20 protein-coding genes and 2 pseudogenes are annotated in these 20,352 nt (G+C 49.7%); 10 read left to right on the top strand and 12 right to left on the bottom strand.

What is annotated here, in order from left to right:
• Positions 1–662: 662 nt before the first annotated feature.
• Positions 663–1,106: pseudogene (locus tag NSCA4_RS12780) on the top strand (RpiB/LacA/LacB family sugar-phosphate isomerase).
• Positions 1,107–1,195: 89 nt separating this feature from the next.
• Here the strand turns inward: NSCA4_RS12780 and NSCA4_RS15460 are convergent.
• The 4 genes from NSCA4_RS15460 to NSCA4_RS0104025 all read right to left on the bottom strand — a co-directional run bounded on the left by NSCA4_RS15460 (position 1,196) and on the right by NSCA4_RS0104025 (position 6,915).
• Entirely contained in the window at positions 1,196–1,363 is a 168-nt protein-coding gene (locus NSCA4_RS15460; protein WP_176621469.1) for a hypothetical protein, read from the bottom strand.
• Between the two features lie 344 nt (positions 1,364–1,707).
• Positions 1,708–2,793: a trimeric porin PorB gene (gene porB, locus NSCA4_RS0104040; RefSeq protein ID WP_016686946.1), complete on the bottom strand. Its 1,086-nt coding sequence runs from the start codon at positions 2,791–2,793 to the stop codon at positions 1,708–1,710.
• A 701-nt stretch (positions 2,794–3,494) separates the two neighbouring features.
• A complete protein-coding gene (truA, locus tag NSCA4_RS0104030) occupies positions 3,495–4,307 on the bottom strand; it encodes a tRNA pseudouridine(38-40) synthase TruA (RefSeq protein WP_016686944.1) in 813 nt (270 codons plus the stop codon).
• A 130-nt stretch (positions 4,308–4,437) separates the two neighbouring features.
• On the bottom strand, positions 4,438–6,915 hold the full coding sequence (locus tag NSCA4_RS0104025) for a FimV/HubP family polar landmark protein (protein ID WP_016686943.1): 2,478 nt from the start codon (positions 6,913–6,915) through the stop codon (positions 4,438–4,440).
• 344 nt (positions 6,916–7,259) lie between these two features.
• Between NSCA4_RS0104025 and NSCA4_RS0104020 the strand changes: the two genes are divergently transcribed.
• From NSCA4_RS0104020 to dtd, 5 genes are all read left to right on the top strand, one after another.
• Entirely contained in the window at positions 7,260–7,790 is a 531-nt protein-coding gene (locus tag NSCA4_RS0104020; RefSeq protein ID WP_029609497.1) for a septation protein A, read from the top strand.
• A 3-nt stretch (positions 7,791–7,793) separates the two neighbouring features.
• Entirely contained in the window at positions 7,794–8,084 is a 291-nt protein-coding gene (locus tag NSCA4_RS0104015) for a YciI family protein (RefSeq protein ID WP_016686941.1), read from the top strand.
• Complete coding sequence (locus tag NSCA4_RS0104010; protein ID WP_003742784.1) at positions 8,084–8,353, top strand: BolA family protein; 270 nt, start codon at positions 8,084–8,086, stop codon at positions 8,351–8,353. Before NSCA4_RS0104015 ends, NSCA4_RS0104010 begins: the two co-directional genes overlap by 1 nt.
• A gap of 39 nt (positions 8,354–8,392) precedes the next feature.
• On the top strand, positions 8,393–9,265 hold the full coding sequence (locus NSCA4_RS0104005; RefSeq protein ID WP_016686939.1) for a peptidyl-prolyl cis-trans isomerase: 873 nt from the start codon (positions 8,393–8,395) through the stop codon (positions 9,263–9,265).
• A gap of 194 nt (positions 9,266–9,459) precedes the next feature.
• Complete coding sequence (dtd, locus tag NSCA4_RS0104000; RefSeq protein ID WP_016686938.1) at positions 9,460–9,921, top strand: D-aminoacyl-tRNA deacylase; 462 nt, start codon at positions 9,460–9,462, stop codon at positions 9,919–9,921.
• A gap of 138 nt (positions 9,922–10,059) precedes the next feature.
• On the opposite strand, the gene aat is transcribed toward dtd, so the two are convergent.
• Positions 10,060–10,785: a leucyl/phenylalanyl-tRNA--protein transferase gene (aat, locus tag NSCA4_RS0103995; RefSeq protein ID WP_016686937.1), complete on the bottom strand. Its 726-nt coding sequence runs from the start codon at positions 10,783–10,785 to the stop codon at positions 10,060–10,062.
• A gap of 275 nt (positions 10,786–11,060) precedes the next feature.
• Positions 11,061–11,495 carry a ferric iron uptake transcriptional regulator gene (gene fur / locus NSCA4_RS0103990; protein ID WP_016686936.1) on the bottom strand — a complete coding sequence of 145 codons (435 nt, stop codon included), beginning with the start codon at positions 11,493–11,495 and terminating at the stop codon, positions 11,061–11,063.
• Between the two features lie 210 nt (positions 11,496–11,705).
• On the opposite strand from fur, the gene NSCA4_RS0103985 reads away from it, so the two are divergent.
• Both NSCA4_RS0103985 and dapB read left to right on the top strand, forming a co-directional pair.
• Entirely contained in the window at positions 11,706–12,089 is a 384-nt protein-coding gene (locus NSCA4_RS0103985) for an outer membrane protein assembly factor BamE (protein WP_016686935.1), read from the top strand.
• A gap of 15 nt (positions 12,090–12,104) precedes the next feature.
• Positions 12,105–12,914, top strand: coding sequence for a 4-hydroxy-tetrahydrodipicolinate reductase (gene dapB, locus NSCA4_RS0103980; RefSeq protein ID WP_016686934.1), 810 nt, complete (start codon positions 12,105–12,107; stop codon positions 12,912–12,914).
• A 104-nt stretch (positions 12,915–13,018) separates the two neighbouring features.
• On the opposite strand, the gene NSCA4_RS0103975 is transcribed toward dapB, so the two are convergent.
• From NSCA4_RS0103975 to aldA, 6 genes are all read right to left on the bottom strand, one after another.
• On the bottom strand, positions 13,019–13,939 hold the full coding sequence (locus NSCA4_RS0103975; protein WP_016686933.1) for a hydrogen peroxide-inducible genes activator: 921 nt from the start codon (positions 13,937–13,939) through the stop codon (positions 13,019–13,021).
• Between the two features lie 3 nt (positions 13,940–13,942).
• The gene (gene minE / locus NSCA4_RS0103970) at positions 13,943–14,218 is read right to left on the bottom strand and encodes a cell division topological specificity factor MinE (RefSeq protein ID WP_029609496.1); all 276 of its coding nucleotides are present in this window, start codon (positions 14,216–14,218) and stop codon (positions 13,943–13,945) included.
• A gap of 3 nt (positions 14,219–14,221) precedes the next feature.
• Positions 14,222–15,037 (bottom strand): septum site-determining protein MinD, encoded by an 816-nt coding sequence (gene minD / locus NSCA4_RS0103965; RefSeq protein ID WP_016686931.1) that lies wholly within the window; start codon positions 15,035–15,037, stop codon positions 14,222–14,224.
• 27 nt (positions 15,038–15,064) lie between these two features.
• The gene (gene minC, locus NSCA4_RS0103960) at positions 15,065–15,769 is read right to left on the bottom strand and encodes a septum site-determining protein MinC (protein ID WP_016686930.1); all 705 of its coding nucleotides are present in this window, start codon (positions 15,767–15,769) and stop codon (positions 15,065–15,067) included.
• 224 nt (positions 15,770–15,993) lie between these two features.
• Positions 15,994–17,505, bottom strand: a complete 1,512-nt coding sequence (lysS, locus tag NSCA4_RS0103955; protein WP_016686929.1) for a lysine--tRNA ligase — start codon at positions 17,503–17,505, stop codon at positions 15,994–15,996.
• A gap of 178 nt (positions 17,506–17,683) precedes the next feature.
• Positions 17,684–19,126 (bottom strand): aldehyde dehydrogenase, encoded by a 1,443-nt coding sequence (gene aldA / locus NSCA4_RS0103945; protein ID WP_016686927.1) that lies wholly within the window; start codon positions 19,124–19,126, stop codon positions 17,684–17,686.
• 520 nt (positions 19,127–19,646) lie between these two features.
• Here aldA and NSCA4_RS14525 point away from each other — a divergent pair.
• Positions 19,647–19,763 (top strand): annotated as a pseudogene (locus NSCA4_RS14525) (IS5/IS1182 family transposase); the annotation flags it as partial.
• 29 nt (positions 19,764–19,792) lie between these two features.
• Complete coding sequence (locus NSCA4_RS0103935; protein ID WP_016686925.1) at positions 19,793–20,038, top strand: hypothetical protein; 246 nt, start codon at positions 19,793–19,795, stop codon at positions 20,036–20,038.
• Positions 20,039–20,352: the final 314 nt, after the last annotated feature.

Below are 20,352 nucleotides of genomic sequence, written 5' to 3'. Positions count from 1 at the left end.
ACGAATAGGCGACCTTAGCTTGGGCTTTGCCCGCGAATTATTTTGAGGTAAGGTCATCTGAAATCTCCCCGCTACCGTCATTCCCGCGCAGGCGGGAATCCAGGCTTCCGCATTTTGGGAAACTTCAAGACTGCTGCCGCTTCAACTTTCCGAACTCCTGACAACGCGGGGATGATGCCCCAATAAACAAGCAACCGCAGCTTGTTTGCCCACGGATTGATTTTTATCTACAAACAGTCGTCTGAAAAACCTAAGTACAATTTTCAGACGACCTTTTATCGGAACAACCCTTGGGCAAAGCCCACGCTACGATGTCTGCCCTGAAAGTTTGTAGCGCGTGCCTCGCCCGCGAAATAAGGTGAATGAAAACAAGAAAGCTATTTTGAGATGCCTATCTCTGTCCGTACGGGGAATGACGGCAATAAGCATTTCAGCCGACCTACAGACAGGTTTGGCTGCAATACCGTAGGGGCAAATCAAGACCCAACGAATTCTTTTCACACCAATGCCTTATCAAGTTTACCAACCCGCCCTGCTCCACTCCATAAGCCGAAAATTCCTGCCCGACACCCCCAACAAAAAACAAACCCTGTTGCAATATCATAAATTACGGTAAATTCGCAAAGGAAACCCCTTACCTTCCAACCATCAAGAAGTAAGCCATGCATTTGATTATCGCCGCCCCCGCCAACGGGACAACATTAAAAAACGCGCTCAAGGAGCATTTGTAAAACGATCCGCGAGTTGACAGCCTAACCGATTTATCCTCACCGGATAGCACCTATCCGCAGCTTTCATTTGCTGCGGCGCAAGAGGCAGCGGCAGGGAGAGCCGACCGCGCTATTTTAATTTGCGGTACAGGAGTAGGTACGGCGATTGCCGCCAATAAAGTCAGCGGCATACGGGCAGCAACGGCGCATGATTTAATCACATTGCGCGGCTCGGTAGAAGACTACGATGCACAGGTATTGTGCATGGGACAAAACGTCATTGCCGCCCCTGCCGCATGGGCATTGGTGGACATTTGGCTGAATTTGCGCCACAACACGGATAGTGGATACGCACCGAAAGTCGGCGAAATCGAGGCCTACGAATGCGGTAAGTAGTACGGTTTTTGCAAAAGGTTAATCTAGACTCGCCATTCCCGCCCCGCTTGCATGAGGATGACCCATCGTAGCATGAGCTTTACCCGTAATTATTTTTGAGGCAAGGTCGCCTGAAATCTCCCTACCGCCGTCATTCCCGCGCAGGCGGGAATCCAAGCCTCGGCATTTTGGGAAGATTTCAAGGATGCCGCAACCTCAAATTTCCAGATTCCCGCCTGCGCGGGAATGACGAAATTGCAGCCCTCTTGTTTTGACATGCCATATTTCGCGGGTAAAGCCCACGCTACGGTTGCCCGCCTGAAAGTTTGCAACGTGGGCTTTGCCCACGGATTAAGTTCCATCTAAAAAAAGCGGTCGTCTGAAAAGCCTGCGTACACAGGAATTCAGACGACCTTTTATTTAACAGATTAAAATAAACAGGATATTTTCAACAGCTACTTCCGTGCAGAGAGAAGCAAAAATGGCAGCATGGACGGAGCTTTTTGCCAGGCATAAATGCGACTCGGCCTGCAATCGACATACTACGTATCCCGCATTTTATCCAAACAGACAAAAAGAGCCTGCATAAAGCAGGCTCTTTATTTAGACTAACCGTATCAGATTAGAATTTGTGACGCAGACCAACTGTACCAGCAGTTTTCTCGTATTTGTTGTCGCCTTTACCTTCTCTCAACCAACCGGCAGAAATCAGGGCAGAAGTGCGTTTAGAGAAGTCGTAGTCAGCACCGACGATTACTTGGTTGTATTGGCTGTTGCCTTGTTTCTCACCGTTTTCTTTAGCTTTGAAGCCGTGAGCGTAAGAAACGCGGGGCATTACATTGCCCATACGGTAACCGGCAGTTGCAGCAACTTCAGTACGCTCGTTTTTCTTAGCGTCAGCTACATCAGCTTTGAAACCTTCGTATTGACCTGCAACGGCAACCAATACATTGTTAGCATCGTAACCTGCTACCAAACGGTGTACTTGGTGATCTTTATAAGTATCAGCAGTCAAAGTAGTGTTTCTGTTGAATGAATCCAAGTATTCATCTTTCAAAACAGAATGTTTAGCAAAAGAGCCAGCATAGCGACCGAAGAAGCCGGCATTCTCATAGTTCAGACCCAAACCGTAAGAGTCACGGCTTTTTACATCATGAGTATACTTGTCATCAGAATTAGCATTGTCACGTGGTTGGTATTGTACACTTGCGCTGAAACCGGACAATACAGGTGAATCGTAGCGTGCAGACACTTTACGATCTTCTACACGTTCTAATTTGCCTAATGCCAAAACATCTGAATTTGCATCGCTGGCTTCCCAAGGATCGATGCTGTCGCTGCTGTCTTTCAGAGGGCTATTCAGTTTACCGGCACGGATTTTACCGAAACCGCCTTCCAAACCGATGAAGGACTCACGAGTACCCCAACCGCTGTCAGTACCGGCAACAGAAGTATTTTGCTCTACTTGCCAAATAGCGTTCAGGTTATTGCTCAGGTGCTCATGGCCTTTGAAACCGATGCGTGAACCGTAGTCAGCAATTTCAGTAGCAGTTTTGGTTGTATCCTTGGTAGTTACACCGTTAACTGTAGTTTTTTCTTTAACTCGGGAAATGTCAACACCGGCTTTAACTTGACCGTACAGAGTAACGTCAGCCATAGCTGCAACAGGCAGAGCTGCCAGAGTCAGAGCAATCAGAGATTTTTTCATTGCTGTATTCCTTTTCTATCGTGAAGAAATAACTTAAGCAGACCCAATAAAATCCGCTTAGGCTTTACATTATCGCTGGAATCAGCGATTCCATGACTCTTACTATAATTGTTCCTTTCTAAAAAACAAACTTTATTCACTCCCCCTACCGACCGCCTTACCCTACATTCCCCGCACCACAATAAGAAGGTTGCAATATTTTCCTTATAAATCATGATGTAATGTTGAATTGCCTGCCGTTTGTATTTTTTACAACACATTTTTCTTAAGCGGTCGTTTTTGGAGATTGGCTGTTGTTTTTTTGGCTAACCCAGCTAAATGAGCGGATAAGGGGGAGTCAGTATACAATTTCTTAATTCTGCAATTTATAGGCTCATTCACTAATGCACATTGGAAAATGCCTACATCTTTAAGATGAAATTATGCATTTTCCCATTTGGATTTACGATTTCATTGACGCAGCATCCGCATTACCTACGGCTACTCCTGTAAAGCAAAGGTCGTCTGAAATCAATCCGGCGTTTTCAGACGACCTTTTACAATTTGCTCATACTAAGCCGGGAAACCTAATTATCCAAAGGTCTGGTCAAAATATATATGTTGTATAGATGACTGCCTTATTCATTAGCGTAGGCTTTATCCACAATCCGGATATTACGAAAAAGATTTCCTATCAGCGCGCATTTAGATTTCAGACGACCTCACAGCCATTCGGGCATTTCGGGATGGATGATACCGAACTCAGACGGATAATCCACTCCAGTCAGATACAGCCCGTCAGGCATAAAAGTCGGGGGGGCTTTTAATCGACTGCGTTCTTCAATTAAGGCTTGGAATTCGGAAACGCTCAGTCTGCCATTACCGACATAAACCAATGCGCCCATGATATTGCGTACCATATGATGTAGAAAGGCATTGCCGTGCAAGTCTAGTTTTAAGAATTGCGGCGTACCGCTGATTTTTGCGCCGTATAAGGTTTTAACGGGTGATTTTGCTTGGCATTCGGCAGCACGAAAGCTGGAGAAATCATGTTCGCCTTCTAATAATAATGCTGCCTGCTGCATTTTGTCAGGATCGAGTTTGAGATGCGTCCACCCTACCCTGCCTTGCAATATCGGGGAGCGGACGGGAGATGATTCCAAAAGGTAACGATACTTTCTACCGTATGCGTCAAAGCGGGCGTGAAAATGTGGGGCAACCTGCTGCGCGGACAATACAGCCACACCTTCGGGAAGATGGGCATTGACACCCCGCACCCATGCCTGCTCGGGACGGACTACTGCGGTATCGAAATGGACGACTTGCGCAGCCGCGTGTACGCCTGTGTCGGTTCGTCCGGCAACAATAGTCCGGATAGTTTCGCCTGCAATTTGGCTGAGTGCATATTCTAAAGTCGTCTGAACAGTAGGCAAGTCCCCGGCTTGTTTTTGCCAACCGTAAAATCGGCTGCCATCATAAGATAAGGTTAATGCCCAACGGTAAACAGGGGGCTGATCTGAAGAAGGAAACGTCATAATCGGCAAGGATTTGATATTCGAACAAAATCATACTCAATTGGCTATCCGACAGTATAGCAATAAAAAAGATGCCGCTTTTAGACACGGCATCTTTATTTTTCTTCCAAGAAAGAATTAGTCGGATTAATCAGCCTAGCTCTGCCAACAAGGCTTTAGTCTTATCTAAGATATCGCCGGTAGCCTCATCCATCAACTCTTGCAAAGTTTCACGGGCTGCACCGGGGTCTCCAATTTCGACATACATTTTTGCCAATTCGTATTTGGCTTCTAAAGGAGCGGTCATTCCGACGGATTCGGAAATAAAGCCTGAATCAAATGCCGACTTGCTTACTTCTTCATCAACTGTCAGGTTTTCCCATTCGATGGTCTCTTCTACTTCGTTAGCTTGGGAATCTGCCAATCCGAAATCTTCATCGCTTTCTTGGAAGGTAATGCCCCCATCCTGTTTGATTTCAAAAGGCTCTTCGGCTACGGCTTCATCGGCTGAGGTATCAACGGAAGCAAACTCTAAAGCTTCGTCCTCATTTAATTTTCCAGACGATGTTTGCTCAGGTGTAGTGAACTCAGGCAGAGGCTCGATAGCTTGGGATCCGCTTTTTTCCGAAAGGAAATCCCATCCTTCTGCCGCTTCTTCAAAGCCTTTGACATCTTCTGCGTCGACAACCTGCTCCTGCTGTTGAACTTCGAGAGCGCCGGAATCTTCGTAGTCAAACTCCAAATCAGAAACTTCTTCGGCAACAGCGGAATCGGTATAAGAATACTCTTCCCTCCCTGCTGATACGTCCGCTTCTTTGATTTCTTCATGAGCGTCATGATTAACGTCATGGAAAGACGTTTCAAAGCTTGATTGAACTTCATCGAATTGCTGAATATGGGCTGTGTTCTCAGGCTCTTTTAATGCTTCGTGCTGATGTCTGCTTTCTTCTAGAACTACCGCAACCGGTTGATAAGGATTCTCAGGCACCGGCTCATATACGCTTTCTGTCGATTCGACAGAGTCCCAATCCAAATCACGGCGTTTTTCCGTTTCCTCATCCACGGTAACTGCGCTGGACACGATGCCGACGTGCTTATCGTCAATATCGTCAATATTGATGTTGACTTCATCTTTGGCGGCTTCTTGAGCGGCATTGGGCTGAACAAAGAAAGCTTCGTCGTCAAAATCATCCTCGATAGACAGTTCGTCAGGCTCTTCTGCCGGAACAGCTTTCGCTTGAACAAACTGTTCGGGCTTCGCCTCGTCGGCTATTACGGTCTCTGCAAAGCTAATGTCGTCATCCTCTTCGTCATATCCTGCAGGAGGAACAGGTACGACAGGCGCGACAGCATCTGCTTTTCGTTTGCCCAAAGCTTTCAGCAGCAGCAACAATGCCAACAGCGCACCGCCGCCGATTAACAGCCAGCGCCATAATCCGCCATCTTCAGACGACTCTTCTACTGCTTCGCTTTGGGCAGCGGAATTTTGCTGCGCCGCCAAAGCTTCTTCCACTTGGGATTCCGGTATAGATTTTGCCGTTTCACTTGCAGCGGTTTGTTCTGCGATGCCGGGTTGCAATACTTCTTCAGTGACTACGGATGAAGCAGCTTGTTCTTGCATTGCACCCTGCGGGGCGGATGCGGCTGCTTGGGCCGGTTGTTGTTCGAGCTTGGCTTCTTTGTTTGATTTTACCTCTTCGCCGACCTTATTTTCACCTGTATTATGTTCCGCAGATGCATGAGTTTTGGCGGCTTCTGAGTTTTCAGACGATGCTTTAGATGCCGCTGCGGTTTGTGGCTGCTGCTTGTCAGAAACAGTAGGCTTCTCAGCGGCCTGTTTGGCGGCTGCCTGTTTCATGTCGAACTGGGTCGGGATATTCAATACTTTGCCTGCCAACATATAGTCGGCATTTTTATTGATGAACACACCGGGGTTGGCTTTTACCAATGCCTGCATTGCCTGCTCTACCGTCATACCTTGAGGGCGGATACGGTTGGCAATTTCAGTCAGGGTTTCACCCTGTTTAACCAAATGGCGTTGTCCATGACGGATTTCACCCTCGTAAGGACGAGTGGCGTTTTGTATCTGTTTCGGCTGTGCCTGGGTGCTTCTTGCTTTTTTATCGATTTTTTCTTTACGCGCGCTGTCCGCAATGTCTGCAGGCACCTTTGCGTTCCGTATTGCGCGGTTGATGCGGTCACGGGCAGCCTGACGGTCTACTTGCGGGGAAGCGGATGTAAAAGACTGCTCCTGACGAACGCGCGGCGTACTGTCACCCTTGACCGAGTAATCGGCCGGGTCGATGATTGCGGTGTATTCCCGAGATTGCGAACCGGCACTGACCTGAAAAATCAGCACAGGATCTTTAATCGCTTTAGCCGAACGGATATTGATGACGGCACGATCTCCCGCCCTGTGGACGCTGGTTCTAAGGTTGGCATTGGACACGGAAGCCTTGCCGCCGTTAAACAATGCCTGTGCTTCTTCTCCGGTTACAGTGATATTGCCGGAAAACGGCTCACCCAAATGCGATTGAACATTCAAACCACCCAACCCTGCGCTTGCACCAACCGAAACCGCCAAGGCAACGGAAGCTGCGATAAGTTTGATTTTGTGATGTTTTTTCAAAACTTGTCCCCTATGAAATGAATCCTGCTGTACTGCCGATTACTTAACCGTCTATTACGATATATTACGTTATGATATAGTCTAAGTCCCTAATCTGCCAAGTAACACTGTCATTTATGTTATCAAAAATGTCATAAACCGTTGCTGTTTGCATCGGTGTGTTTCTTTTTTGCAAATCTATCGGGAACTTATTTTATCATTCCGTTTGCATTTTTGAAACCTTGCAACAAACTGCCGGCATATCAAACAAACCAAAGTTTGAGATTTACGGTAATGCAAAAAACCGCGGCTGCCTGTATGATTGCCGTTTGTTCGTTTGGTTTCCTTATTTTTGTTTTTTATATATGAAAATTCTGAGTGATTTATTGGCGGTAATTTTATTTTTTCTGACTTATACGGTTACGAAAGACATGATTGCCGCGACTGCCGTAGCTTTGATAGTCGGTATTTTGCAGGCGGCCTTTACCTATTGGAAATTTAAAAAGCTGGATACGATGCAGTGGGTCGGTTTGGTTTTAATCGTGGTATTCGGCGGGGCGACCATCCTGCTGAAAGACCCGCGATTCATCATGTGGAAACCGTCCGTATTGTTTTGGATAGGCGCACTGGTCCTGCTTTTCAGCCACCTTGCCGGTAAAAACGGGCTTAAGGCGACAATGGGCAAGGAACTCGAATTGCCCGATACCGTCTGGAATAATCTGACCTATGCTTGGGTAGCGTTTCTCGTATTTATGGGCATAGCCAACTGGTTTGTATTCACTCATTTTGAAAGCCATTGGGTGAATTACAAGATGTTCGGTTCGACCGGACTGATGTTCGCTTTTTTTATCGCTCAAGGTATTTATTTGGGCAAATATTTACCGAAGGAGAATTAAGCAATGGAATTTTATATGCTTTTGGCCACTGATGCAGACGACGTGCATGAAGCCCGTATGGCTGCACGTCCTGATCATCTGAAACGTTTGGAAGCCCTGCAAGCCGAAGGACGCCTTCTGACAGCCGGACCGAATCCCCTGCCCGACAATCCCGAACGCGTCTCCGGCAGCCTTATCGTCGCCAAATTCGCATCGCTTGACGAAGCCCAAGAATGGGCGGAACAAGATCCTTATGTCGCTGCGGGCGTATATGAGGAAGTTTTGATTAAACCCTACAAAGCCGTTTTTAAATAATGGATATGCGTTCAGCAATAGAAGGTCGTCTGAAAACTCTAAACCCTCAGATATTCGAGTTTCAAGACGACAGCCATTTGCACAAAGGACATGCAGGCAATAAAGGCGGGGGGCATTATGCCGTAACCGTCGTCAGCGAGGCTTTCACCGGGATGAAACGTATCGAACGCCAACGCATGGTTCAAAACCTGCTCCAAGACCTGTTTGCCGGCGGCTTCATCCACGCCTTGAGCATTAAGGCGGCAACGCCCGACGAATATTTCCATTGAATTATCCGCAGTGTTTCAATTTAATTTAAAGAGAAGATTATGAGAAAAACCCATTTTACAGCCGCATTGGTTATGGCCGCCCTATCCGGCAGCCTGTTTGCCCAAACCCTGGTTACCGTCAACGGACAAGCCATCGACAGCAGCGTGATTGACGGACAAGTTGCCGCCTTGCGTGCTGAAAACAAACAAATCCAGGATTCGCCACAACTGCGACAAGAATTGACCAACCGCCAAGTTATCAGCACGGTTGTCGCGCAAGAAGCCAAACGCCGCAAACTGGACCAAAGTGCGGAATTCAAAAAAGCCCTTGAACAAGCCCGTGCAGATGCGAAGAAACAAGGCGCGGACAAAAAACCGTCCTTCAAAACAGAATGGGCGGCATTTGAAGACGACCTGCTCGGACAGGCCCTGGCCATCGACGTATTGCGCAAAAATCCTGTCAACGAACAAGAAATTAAAAAATCCTACGATGAATTTGCCAAATTCTACCAAGGCAGTCAGGAAGTCCGCTTAGGGGAAATCGTTACCCGAACTAAAGCCGACGGACAAAAGGCCGCTGCCGATTTGAAGGCGAAGAAGGCTTTTACCTCAGTATTGAAACAATATTCGATTGACGAAGAAGCCAAAAAAGCAGGCGGCATTCCTCAAGCTTATGTTCCGCTGAAAGACTTGCAAGAAGCCGCAACGCCTCTGTACGCAGCAGTCAAAGACCTGAAAAAAGGCGAAGCGACATCCGAACCGCTGCAAGACGGTAATTCTTACGCTGTGTTTTACGTTGATGACCGCCGCGATGTCAAAGTCCCTGCCTTTAAAGAAATCAAAGGCAGCATAGCCCGCGACTTGAGTACTGCCCGCATTGACGATACTATGCGTGCGCTCTTGCAAAAAGCCGACATCAGACCTGCCAAATAATCTTTAAGCTTCCTATAACGGATAAGTAAAGGAAATTAAGCCGGATTCTTTTTGCGGCATTGATGCAATCCATTTAAAGGTCGTCTGAGACCATAACGTTTTTCAGACGACCTTTTCTACCTGCATGGCTGTCGAAACACTTGTGTATCTGAATCCGCCGTCAACCAATCTTTTGAATAGAGTAAAGAACCGCTATGCGAGCCGTCATCCAAAAAGTGAGTTGTTCCCGTGTCGATGTATTGGACGGAAATCATAAGGAAACCTGCGCAGAAATCGATAACGGATTGATGATATTGCTCGGCGTTACCCACGACGATACCGAAGCAGATGCGCGCTATATTGCCGACAAAGCCGCCAATCTGCGTATTTTCGAAGACGATGCCGGCAAATTGAACCTGTCCGTCAAAGATGTTGGCGGCTCAATCCTGCTGGTTTCCCAATTCACGTTGTATGCCGATGCACGAAATGGACGCCGTCCGTCTTTCTCGGCAGCCGCCCCTGCCGAACAGGCGCAAACGCTCTATTTGCACACGGCAGAACTATTGCGCGGACATGGTTTGAACGTGCAAACCGGCCGCTTCCAAACGCATATGCAGGTCAGCCTGTGTAACGACGGCCCCGTTACCCTGCTGCTGGACTCACAAAAACTGTTTTGACGAGAATCCTACTGCGGAACCAAAAAAGTATTGCCCTTGTCTCATATAATCCAAAGGTCGTCTGAAACCCATAAATTAGGTTTTCAGACGACCTTCTTTTATTCGATTCTGATTCGAAGCGGACTCTATATCTTGCCACTATGCCAACGTCTCCACCACTACCCTCGCGCCCAATTCTTCCTTCAAAGGCAAAGTGTTCAAGCGTTGCAAGGTCGTCTGAAATTCGGCGAACGGTATCGGTTCCGAACCGAAACGATGCATATGCAGGGTATCTTGCTGACAGTCAATCAACTCAATGCCTAGTCCTGCAAGAAACGGGACAGCTCGCGCGAAGGCGATTTTGGAAGCGTCAGGCTCAAGGGCAAACATGGATTCTCCGTAAAACACCCGTCCAATTTGTACGCCGTAAAAGCCGCCCGCCAGTTTCAGACGACCTGTTTCATCGGGATAGAAACATTCAAACGAATGCGCATGACCCAAGCGGTGCAGCTCGGTATAAGCGGCTTGGAATTCGTGAACAATCCATGTACCGTCCTGACCGGGGCGCGGAAAGGCGGCGCAATGCGCAATGACGGTTTCGAAGCATTGGTTGACCGTTACCCGATAGGGTTTGTTGCGCAAGGTCTTCGCCAACGAACGCCCGATATGCAGATTTTCAGGAACGATGACGGCGCGCGGATCTATGGTGTACCAAAAAAACCAACCGTTTTCGCTGAACCAAGGAAAAATCCCCTGCCGATACGCCGACAGCAGCCGTCCCGTATCCAAATCGCGGCTGATACCGACCAAGCCGTCGCGTTCTTCCAGCGCGTAAACCGGATCGGGGAAAGTGTAATCATCGGGGTAAAGCAAGGGGATACTCATTAAAAATCCTAAGGTATAGTGGATTAACTTTAAACCAGTACAGCGTTGCCTCGCCTTAAGTCAAAGAGAACGATTCTCTAAGGTGCTGAAGCACCAAGTGAATCGGTTCCGTACTATTTGTACTGTCTGCGGCTTCATCGCCTTGTCCTGATTTTTGTTAATCCACTAATTATTTTGATTTGCAGCGGCATTCTGTTTATGTTCCGCAAAAAATTTCAGACGACCCCAAATTCTCATCCGAGGTCGTCTGAACATCAAGCATCTTAAAACGGGAATCAGCGTTTGCTCTTCGCTTGGCATTCGCCGCACACGCCGTACATATAAAGCGCGTGGTCAACGATGCGGTAGCCGTTTTCTTCGGCGATTTTGTCTTGCAAGGCTTCGATTTCGGGATTGTGGAATTCCGTTACCACGCCGCATTTCACGCAGACGATATGGTCGTGGTGATCGCCTTTGTCCAATTCGTAAACCGCCTTGCCGGTTTCAAAATGATGACGCTGCAAAATGCCTGCCTGCTCGAATTGGGTCAATACGCGGTAAATCGTCGCTACGCCGATTTCTACACCCTCTTCCAGCAAAATACGGTACACATCTTCGGCACTCAAATGCTCTTCGGCATGAGACTCGAACAAATCCAAGATTTTCAAACGCGGACCGGTAACCTTCAAACCGCTGTCTTTCAATTGCGCAATATTGCTGAATTTTTCCATAATATTCAATATCCCTGTAAAGTAATAAACGTTATAATACGCAATTTCAGCCCATTACACCATAGCGGTTTGCAATAAATCCAAAAGTCCTATTTGCATACAAACGATAGTTGGCTGAAATTATAATCAAAGAGATGATTATCGTTTGCTTTTTCGAAATATTCAAGCAATGATACCCTTCCACCCGAATTCGAACAGAAAGGCATATCTGTGAACAAAACCCTCTGTCTTGCCCTCGCCGCCCTCATCGGACTTTCCGCATGCAGCGCCGAACGCGTTTCCCTGTTCCCCTCTTACAAACTCAAAGTCATCCAAGGCAACGAACTTGATCCCCGCGCCGTCGTCTCCCTCCAAGCAGGCATGAGCCGCGACCAAGTCCAACTCCTGCTCGGCACCCCGCTGCTGCGCGACGCATTCCACGCCGACCGCTGGGACTACACCTTCAATACCAGCCGCAACGGCATCATCAAAGACCGCAGCAACCTCACCGTTTATTTTGAAAACGACGTCCTTGTCCGCGCAGAAGGCGACGCCATCCAAAAATCCATCGAAACCCTCCAAGCCGAACAAAGAGCAGCCCAAACCGCACAATAATCACAAGGAAAACGCATGAGCGCATTAAAAATCGCCATCGCCGGCGTCAACGGCCGCATGGGGCGCGTATTGGTTGAAGCCGTCAACAACCATCCCGACACCGTTCTCTCCGGCGCACTCGAACACTCCGGCTCCGAAGTCTTAGGCTTGGACGCAGGTTTCGCCTCCGGCATCAAAACCGGCATCGCCATTTCAGACGACGTTGACGCCGTCCTCGCCCAAAGCGACGTACTCATCGACTTTACCCGCCCCGAGCCGACCCTCAAACACCTGCAAAAATGCGTTGAAAAAGGCGTCAACATCATCATAGGCACTACCGGTTTCGACGACGCAGGCAAAGCCGCTATCCAAGCCGCAGGCGAAAAAACAGGCGTCGTCTTCGCCGCCAACTTCAGCGTCGGCGTCAACCTTACCTTCCACATCCTCGACACCGTCGCCCGCGTCCTCAACGAAGGCTACGACATCGAAATCATTGAAGGGCACCACCGCCACAAAGTCGATGCCCCCAGCGGCACCGCCCTGCGCATGGGCGAAGTCATCGCCGACGCACTTGGCCGCGACCTCAAACAATGCGCCGTTTACGGCCGCGAAGGTCATACCGGCCCGCGCGATCCATCCACCATCGGCTTCGCTACCGTCCGCGCAGGCGACATCGTCGGCGACCACACCGCCCTCTTCGCCACCGACGGCGAACGCGTCGAAATCACCCACAAAGCCAGCAGCCGCATGACCTTCGCCGCCGGCGCCGTCCGCGCCGCAGTTTGGGTCAACGGAAAAACCGGTTTGTACGATATGCAGGACGTTTTGGGATTGAAAAACAGCTAAAGCTGGTTTCTCCCTATGACACAAAAAGGTCGTCTGAAAAACGTTTTTCAGACGACCTTTTTGATTATTTACAGCAATCAGTTTACACCGATACGCCAACCTTTTTATTCCTTCACAAAACTTACGCCGTGAAGATGGGAATTAAGAATGGCAGTCCGTAAAGCAGTCAGTGCTTTGGGGCGGACGAAGTTTCGACGGTATGCCAAAACGACGCGGCGGTGCGGTACGGAGCCTGAAAACGGGATGATGCTGAACAATAAATGGTCGTTTTCGGTCAACGCGGTAGCAGGCATGACGCTGATGGCGAGACCGCTGGCAACCATGTGGCGGATGGTGTTGATGGAGCTGCCTTGCAGGGTGTTGGTCAGACCTTGGATTTTCTGCTTGGCGGCCAGCTCGGAACAGCTTGATAAGACCTGATCGCGCATACAGTTGCCTTCCGTCAGCAACAAAACCTGCTCTTCGCCCAACATTTGCGGGGTAACGGCATCGAGCTCTTCGAAATGGTGTCCTTTGGGGACGATGACGAAGAAAGGCTCGTCATACAAAGGCTCGGTGACGATGCCAGGCTCTTGGAAGGGCTCTGCGACTACGATGGCATCGACGTCGCCGCGTTTGAGCGATTCGGTCAGGATGTGCGTGTAGTTTTCTTCAAGCATCAGGGGCATTTTCGGCGCGGTTTCGCGCAGGGAAATGATGAGCTTGGGCAGAAGGTAGGGGGCGACGGTAAAAATCAGACCGAGTTTGAATGCGCCTTCCAATTCGTTTTGCTCTTCGCTGGCAAGGTGCTTGATCATCTCGGCTTCTTCCAGCACGCGACGGGCTTGGGCAACGATGCGTTCGCCCGCTTCGGTGGTGATGATATCGTTGCTGCTGCGGTCAAACAGGGATACCGACAGCTCTTCTTCCAGCTTTTTGATGGCGATGGAAAGGGTGGGCTGGCTAACAAAGCAGCGGCGTGCGGCACGTCCGAAATGACGCTCCTGCGCGACGGCTACGATGTAACGCAATTCGGTCAAGGTCATGTGTTAAGCCTTTTTCTTTTCTGTTTTTTGTTCAGGCAGGGTGATGTTCAATTCGAGAACATCCATACCGTCCTGCTTCTCTTGGGAAATGCGGATGTCGTCCAAGGAAACGTTGACGTATTTGGACAATACTTCCAGCAATTCTTTGCGCAGGGTCGGCAGGTAATCAGGGGTTTTACCTTCTTGAGCGCGCTCTTGAGCGATAATGATTTGCAGGCGGTCGCGCGCGACTGCGGCGGTTTTTGGCTTCCTGCCGAACAACATATCTATTAATGACATGGCTTAGCCTCCGAACAGTCGTTTGAAAAAGCCTTTTTTCTCAGCTTCCAGGAAACGCATTTCGCGGTTTTCACCCAAGAGTCGTGCGATGACGTCTTTGTAGGCTTCGGCAGCAGAAACGCTGTTTTGATGGATGACGGGTTCGCCGGCATTGGATGCTTGCAGGACGTTTTGCGATTCGGGAATCACGCCCAAAAGCGGGATGCGCAGGATGTCGCAAATGTCTTGTACGGACAGCATTTCACCTTTGCTTACGCGCTCGGGCGAGTAGCGGGTAATCAGCAGGTGTTCTTTGACTGTACCGCCTTGTTCCGCTTTGCGGGATTTGCTTTGCAGGATACCCAAGATGCGGTCGGAGTCGCGGACACTGGATACTTCGGGGTTGGTAGTAACGATGGCTTCGTCGGCGAAGTAGAGTGCCATCAGTGCGCCTTGTTCGATACCGGCGGGAGAGTCGCAGATGATGTATTCGAATCCCATTTGGTCGCTGCTCAATTCCTGCATGACTTTTTCGACGCCTTCACGGGTCAGCGCGTCTTTGTCGCGGGTTTGCGAAGCGGGCAGGATGAAGAGGTTTTCGCAGTTTTTGTCTTTAATCAGGGCTTGGTTGAGCGTGGCTTCGCCCTGGATGACGTTAATCAGGTCATACACAACGCGTCGTTCGCAACCCATAATCAGGTCGAGGTTGCGCAAGCCGACGTCAAAGTCGATAACGGCGGTTTTGTGGCCGCGCAATGCCAATCCGGCTGCAATGCTGGCGCTGGTCGTGGTTTTACCTACGCCGCCTTTACCTGATGTTACTACGATGATTTTTGTCACGATATTTCCTTTCAAATCTTGGAACGGTTAATCTGTGTCGATTGCGCTGATAACCAGGCGGTTGTCTTGCAATGAAACCTGTACGGCTTTTTTGTGCAGGTGGTCGGGCAGGTCTTGTTCGAAATTGCGGTAAATACCTGCTACGGAGACCAACTCCGCCTGCATGGAGTGGATGAAGATGCGCGCGTTGGTGTTGCCTTTCGCGCCAGCCAACGCCCTGCCGCGCATGGGCGCATAAATGTGAATGTTTCCGTCGGCAATAAGCTCTGCACCTTCACTGACGATGCCGGTCACGATAAGGTCGCCGTTTTCCGCGTAAACCTGCTGTCCGGTACGAACGGGGGTGCTGATGAGGACGGTCGGGTTATTGATGACGGTTGCCTGAACAGGCGCAGGCTCTTGGTTGATTTTAGGTTGTTGCGGCTCGGATTTGTCGCTGCGGCTGAAAACCAAATGATAACGTGCCGCAAAAGACGACCAACTTTCACTTTCATGGCGCAGCCCTAAAATCTGCATGCCGTAACGGGCAAAAAGGGTCAGCATGGCCCCGATGTCCAATGACTCAGGGTGATCGAAATCCTGTACGTCTAAAACAAAAGGAACAATATCCAATTCTTGATACTGACCGGTGCGCTGGCGTAGAAACTCTTCTAATTCGGTCAGATCTGCGGTATGCAGGTGAATGGCCAGCACGTCAAGCCGGGCTGACTTTATGTCAAAGGCGGGTTTCATAGTGAGTAAATCATAAAATTTTTTAATTGTGTAAGTTTACCGTGTAAATCTTGGCTATTCAATCCGTTTGGGTCGCCTGAAGTGAAATTTCCCATTCTCTTCTGAATTTCATGAGAAATCGATATGGGTTAATCAAAGTTATAAAGTGGCACAAAAACGACAAAGGTCGTCTGAAAACCAATTTTCCGGTTTTCAGACGACCTTTTCTTTGTTATCTGCCCACCTTATTCGGGACGCATCTGCGGGAACAAAATCACGTCGCGGATGGTTTGCGAATCGGTCAGCAGCATCACCAGGCGGTCGATGCCGATGCCGCAACCGCCTGTTGGCGGCAGGCCGAATTCCATTGCGCGGATGTAGTCGGCATCGTAGTGCATGGCTTCGTCGTCGCCCGCGTCTTTTTGCGCGACTTGCGATTTGAAGCGTTCGGCTTGGTCTTCGGGGTCGTTCAACTCGGAATAGCCGTTTGCCAGCTCGCGGCCGACAACGAACAATTCGAAACGCTCGGTCAGACCTTGTTTGGTATCGGAAGCGCGTGCCAACGGGGAAACTTCGACCGGGTAATCGACGATGAAGGTCGGGTTCCACAGTTTGCCCTCGGCGCAACCTTCAAACAGGGCGAGTTGCAGGCTGCCGATGCCTGGGGACGGCGGCAGGCTTTCGCCATGTTTGACGATTTCTTTTTTCAGCCACTCCGCATCGTTCAACTGCTCGTCGGTGTAGTGCGGATTATATTTTTTGATGGCTTCGAGAATGGTCAGGCGCTCAAACGGGCTTTCCAAATCAACTTCTTTACCGTTGTAGCTGATTTTCGCCGTGCCGTTTACCGTGCGCGATGCGTTGCGGATGATGTCTTGCGCCATTTGCATCATGCGTTCGTAGTCGGAGAAGGCTTCGTAGAATTCAATCATGGTGAATTCGGGGTTATGGCGAACGGACATACCTTCGTTGCGGAAGCTGCGGTTTATCTCGAACACGCGCTCCAAACCGCCGACCACCAAGCGTTTCAGATACAGCTCGGGGGCGATGCGCAGGTAAAGCGGGATATCCAAAGCATTATGGTGGGTAACGAAAGGTTTCGCCGTCGCGCCGCCGGGAATCGGGTGCATCATCGGGGTTTCGACTTCGAGATAATGCTCGTTCACCATGAAATTGCGCACGGATTGGATGATTTGGCTACGTTTGATAAACGTATTACGCGATTCTTCGTTGGCAATCAAATCGACGTAGCGTTGGCGGTATTTGGTTTCCTGATCGCTCAAGCCTTTATGTTTGTCGGGCAGCGGGCGCAGGGATTTGGACAGTAGGCGGATGTCGGACACGCGCACGGTCAATTCGCCGTGGTTGGTTTTGAACAAAGTGCCTTCCGCGCCGACGATGTCGCCCAAGTCCCAATGGTTGAAATCGTCCAAAACTTCCTGACTCACGCCTTTGTTGTTCAGATAAAGCTGGATTTGGCCGGTAACGTCTTGAATGGTGGCAAAGCTCGCCTTGCCCATTTGGCGTTTCAGCATCATGCGGCCGGCAATTTTGACGGGAACGGCTTGCGGGTCGAGTTCTTCTTTGCCGATTTCGCCGTATTGGGCGTGCAAATCGGCGGCAAAGCTGTCGCGCTTGAAGTCGTTGGGATAGGCGTTGCGCTGTTGGCGGATGTTGTGCAGTTTTTCGCGGCGCAGGGCGATGATTTGGTTTTCGTCCAACTGCGGCTCGGTTTGCGGATTGTTTTGTTCGCTCATGGTGTTTTCCGGAAAAATAAATCAGGCGCAATCTGTTTCAGACGACCTGATCGAATCACAAAATTTGCGCATATTTTACGCGATGTCGGTGTTTTTTTCTATAAAGGCAAAAATGCCGCCCGAAACCCGAAAATCGGTTACAGGCGGCATTTCGTTTAACTGAGGCTAATATCGGCAGTTAAATATTGGTTTCCAGATAAACGACTTGGGTTTGCAGATATTCTTCCAAACCGTGTTTGCCGTCCGCGCCGCCGATGCCGGATTTTTTCCAGCCGGCGTGAAAGCCCTGCATGGCTTCGAAGTTTTCGCGGTTGATGTAGGTTTCGCCGAATTGCAGGCGGCGGGTGACGTAGAAGGCTTCGTTCAGGTTGGTGGTGTAAACAGAGCTGGTCAGACCGAATTCGCAGTCGTTTGCCAAGGCGATGACTTGGTCGAGCGTGTCGAAAGTGGAAACAGGCAGGACGGGGCCGAAGGTTTCTTCCTTCATGATGTCCATGTTGTTGTCGGTGTCGGTCAGCAGGGTCGGCTCGAAGAAATAGCCGCGTCCTTCGACGCGTTTACCACCGCAGACCAGCGTTGCACCTTGTTTGACGGCACGTTCCACTTTTTCGGCAACGGCTTTGACGGCGCGCTCTTCAATCAGCGGGCCCATTTCCAGCGCGCCTGCTTCGGCTTCGGCAGGGTTGCCGTAGCGCACGCCTTTCATGGCGGCGGTCATTTTTTCAATGAACGCGTCTTTCAGGCTGCTGTGGACATAAACGCGCTCGGCGCAGTTGCAGATTTGACCGGTGTTGCCGACGCGCGAAGCCAAGATGGATTTCACTGCCAAGTCCAAATCCGCGTCTTTCAAAACGATGGCGGGGGCTTTCCCGCCGAGTTCCAGCGAAACTTTGGTGATGTTGGCGGAAGCGGCTTCCATCACTTGGCGGCCTGCTTCAACGGAGCCGGTCAGGCTGACCATATCGACTTGCGGATGGGCAGACAAGGCATTGCCGATTTCCGCGCCGGGACCGTTCACCACGTTGAACACGCCTGCGGGCAGTCCGACCGCATCGACGATTTCGGCGAAGATGTGGCAGTTGATCGGGGTCACGCTGCTGGGTTTGACGACGATGGTGTTGCCCGTTATCAAAGCGGGACCCATTTTGCGGGCAATCAGGAAGAAGGGGAAGTTCCACGGCAGGATGCCTGCCACGACGCCCAGCGGACGTTTGAACAATAAAATGTTTTCACGCGGGCGGTCGCTTTGGATGATTTCGCCTTCGTAACGGCGGGCCCATTCGGCTTGATAATCGAGATAGTCGGCGGTAAACATGACTTCCACGCGCGCCAAGTCTTTGGTTTTACCGCCTTCAGCAACAATGGTGTCGGTCAGCTCGTCGGCGCGTTCGCGTATGCCTTGGGCGATTTTGCGCAAATATGCGCCGCGTTCGACCGCAGGCAGCCGCTCCCATGCCGGTTGCGCCGCACGCGCCGCCGCTACGGCGCGGTCAACGTCCGCTTTGCCGCCTTTGGGTTCGCGGGCGATGGTTTCTTCGGTGGAAGGGTTCAATACGTCGCGCCATTCGCCGTTGAAATCGTTTTCAAAGCGTCCGTTGATGTACATGGCCAATTGTTTCATTTCAAGTTCTCCTGTTGTTGTAGTCGTGTGTAGTTTTAGTCTATGCTTAAATTGTCTGGCATACAAGTATATTTTTTAGTAGAAATAGATTATTGCGAAAAATAAAATATGGATAATCGTTATAAAATTTTTTTAAGCCATTATTTCAAGTCTGATACAGCCTATTTTCCATTATCGCGAACACAAAACCGGCACATTTTTGAACACGAAAATCCAAGCGTTTTATTCATCAATTTGGTTCGATATTCTTTTTTTATTTACCTGAAGCTATGAAAAACAAAAGGATAACCAAATAGATCAAATAGGAAAAAGTTATTCACACAGATTTTCAGCGGGTGCAGGAATAATTACTGAATAAACACATACCGCCCTCTAGCCCATTCTCTCTGCCAATGCACACCCGCGGACTGATAATGGATGAGTACGGCAAGATAGCCAAAGAGCCGTACAAAATGGGACATAAGACCGAAGCACGTATCATCAGTCGGTTGGCCAAAGAAACCGCCGCTCAGCTGCGTGATATAGTGGATTAAATTTAAATCAGGACAAGGCGACGAAGCCGACGAAGCCGCAGACAGTACAAATAGTACGGCAAGGCGAGGCAACGCTGTACTGGTTTAAATTTAATCCACTATACTAAGGCGCAGCAACAGTTTGATACACGGCATGACTGCTGAAAAACTGACCCAAAACCTGAAGCATCAACTTGATGAAAGCGAGCAATTCAGTAATCTGGCACGAAAATTGTCGAAAAGCGGACATAAAACGGAAGCGAAGCTTATGCAGGATATTGCCGTTGCGGCAGCCGGTCGATCCATTGTCGGAGAAACATCAGTTGAACGCAGCAATAGCCAATCGGCAGAAAAACCGTCCCCGCATCATGAACACGGGGATGACGGATTGACACGGTAGTTTTGAACCCGTACATACTACAAACCATATTTGCAGAAACCATACGGCAACGACGACCCGGCCGCAGCACTCGAAACGGTGCTGCGGCCGGGCGGTTTGTTTATAGAAAATACCCACCTCACTTGCTGAGACCTTTGCAAAATTCCCCAAAATCCCCTAAATTTCCACCAAGACATTTAGGGGATTTCTCATGAGCACCTTCTTCCAGCAAACAGCACAAGCCGAGACCTTTGCAAAAAAGCCCTTCCTTCGACAGCCGGAACCCAAACACAGGTTTTCGGCTGTCGGGGGAAGGGCTTTTTTGCAAAGGTCTC

The organism is Neisseria sicca 4320, assembly GCF_000193735.1.
Classification (GTDB): domain Bacteria; phylum Pseudomonadota; class Gammaproteobacteria; order Burkholderiales; family Neisseriaceae; genus Neisseria; species Neisseria sicca_E.
This window is presented reverse-complemented; position numbering and strand designations above follow the sequence as displayed.

What these genes read in the sequence shown, in the direction of transcription:
- dtd (WP_016686938.1), top strand. Translation starts at nt 9,460, where the DNA reads ATGCGAGCCGTCATCCAAAAAGTGAGTTGTTCCCGTGTCGATGTATTG.
- fur (WP_016686936.1), bottom strand. Translation starts at nt 11,495, where the DNA reads ATGGAAAAATTCAGCAATATTGCGCAATTGAAAGACAGCGGTTTGAAG.
- NSCA4_RS15460 (WP_176621469.1), bottom strand. Translation starts at nt 1,363, where the DNA reads ATGTCAAAACAAGAGGGCTGCAATTTCGTCATTCCCGCGCAGGCGGGA.
- NSCA4_RS0104010 (WP_003742784.1), top strand. Translation starts at nt 8,084, where the DNA reads ATGGATATGCGTTCAGCAATAGAAGGTCGTCTGAAAACTCTAAACCCT.
- porB (WP_016686946.1), bottom strand. Translation starts at nt 2,793, where the DNA reads ATGAAAAAATCTCTGATTGCTCTGACTCTGGCAGCTCTGCCTGTTGCA.
- minE (WP_029609496.1), bottom strand. Translation starts at nt 14,218, where the DNA reads ATGTCATTAATAGATATGTTGTTCGGCAGGAAGCCAAAAACCGCCGCA.
- NSCA4_RS0103975 (WP_016686933.1), bottom strand. Translation starts at nt 13,939, where the DNA reads ATGACCTTGACCGAATTGCGTTACATCGTAGCCGTCGCGCAGGAGCGT.
- minC (WP_016686930.1), bottom strand. Translation starts at nt 15,769, where the DNA reads ATGAAACCCGCCTTTGACATAAAGTCAGCCCGGCTTGACGTGCTGGCC.
- dapB (WP_016686934.1), top strand. Translation starts at nt 12,105, where the DNA reads ATGAGCGCATTAAAAATCGCCATCGCCGGCGTCAACGGCCGCATGGGG.
- lysS (WP_016686929.1), bottom strand. Translation starts at nt 17,505, where the DNA reads ATGAGCGAACAAAACAATCCGCAAACCGAGCCGCAGTTGGACGAAAAC.
- aldA (WP_016686927.1), bottom strand. Translation starts at nt 19,126, where the DNA reads ATGAAACAATTGGCCATGTACATCAACGGACGCTTTGAAAACGATTTC.
- NSCA4_RS0104020 (WP_029609497.1), top strand. Translation starts at nt 7,260, where the DNA reads ATGAAAATTCTGAGTGATTTATTGGCGGTAATTTTATTTTTTCTGACT.
- NSCA4_RS0103935 (WP_016686925.1), top strand. Translation starts at nt 19,793, where the DNA reads ATGACTGCTGAAAAACTGACCCAAAACCTGAAGCATCAACTTGATGAA.
- truA (WP_016686944.1), bottom strand. Translation starts at nt 4,307, where the DNA reads ATGACGTTTCCTTCTTCAGATCAGCCCCCTGTTTACCGTTGGGCATTA.
- NSCA4_RS0104005 (WP_016686939.1), top strand. Translation starts at nt 8,393, where the DNA reads ATGAGAAAAACCCATTTTACAGCCGCATTGGTTATGGCCGCCCTATCC.
- NSCA4_RS0104015 (WP_016686941.1), top strand. Translation starts at nt 7,794, where the DNA reads ATGGAATTTTATATGCTTTTGGCCACTGATGCAGACGACGTGCATGAA.
- aat (WP_016686937.1), bottom strand. Translation starts at nt 10,785, where the DNA reads ATGAGTATCCCCTTGCTTTACCCCGATGATTACACTTTCCCCGATCCG.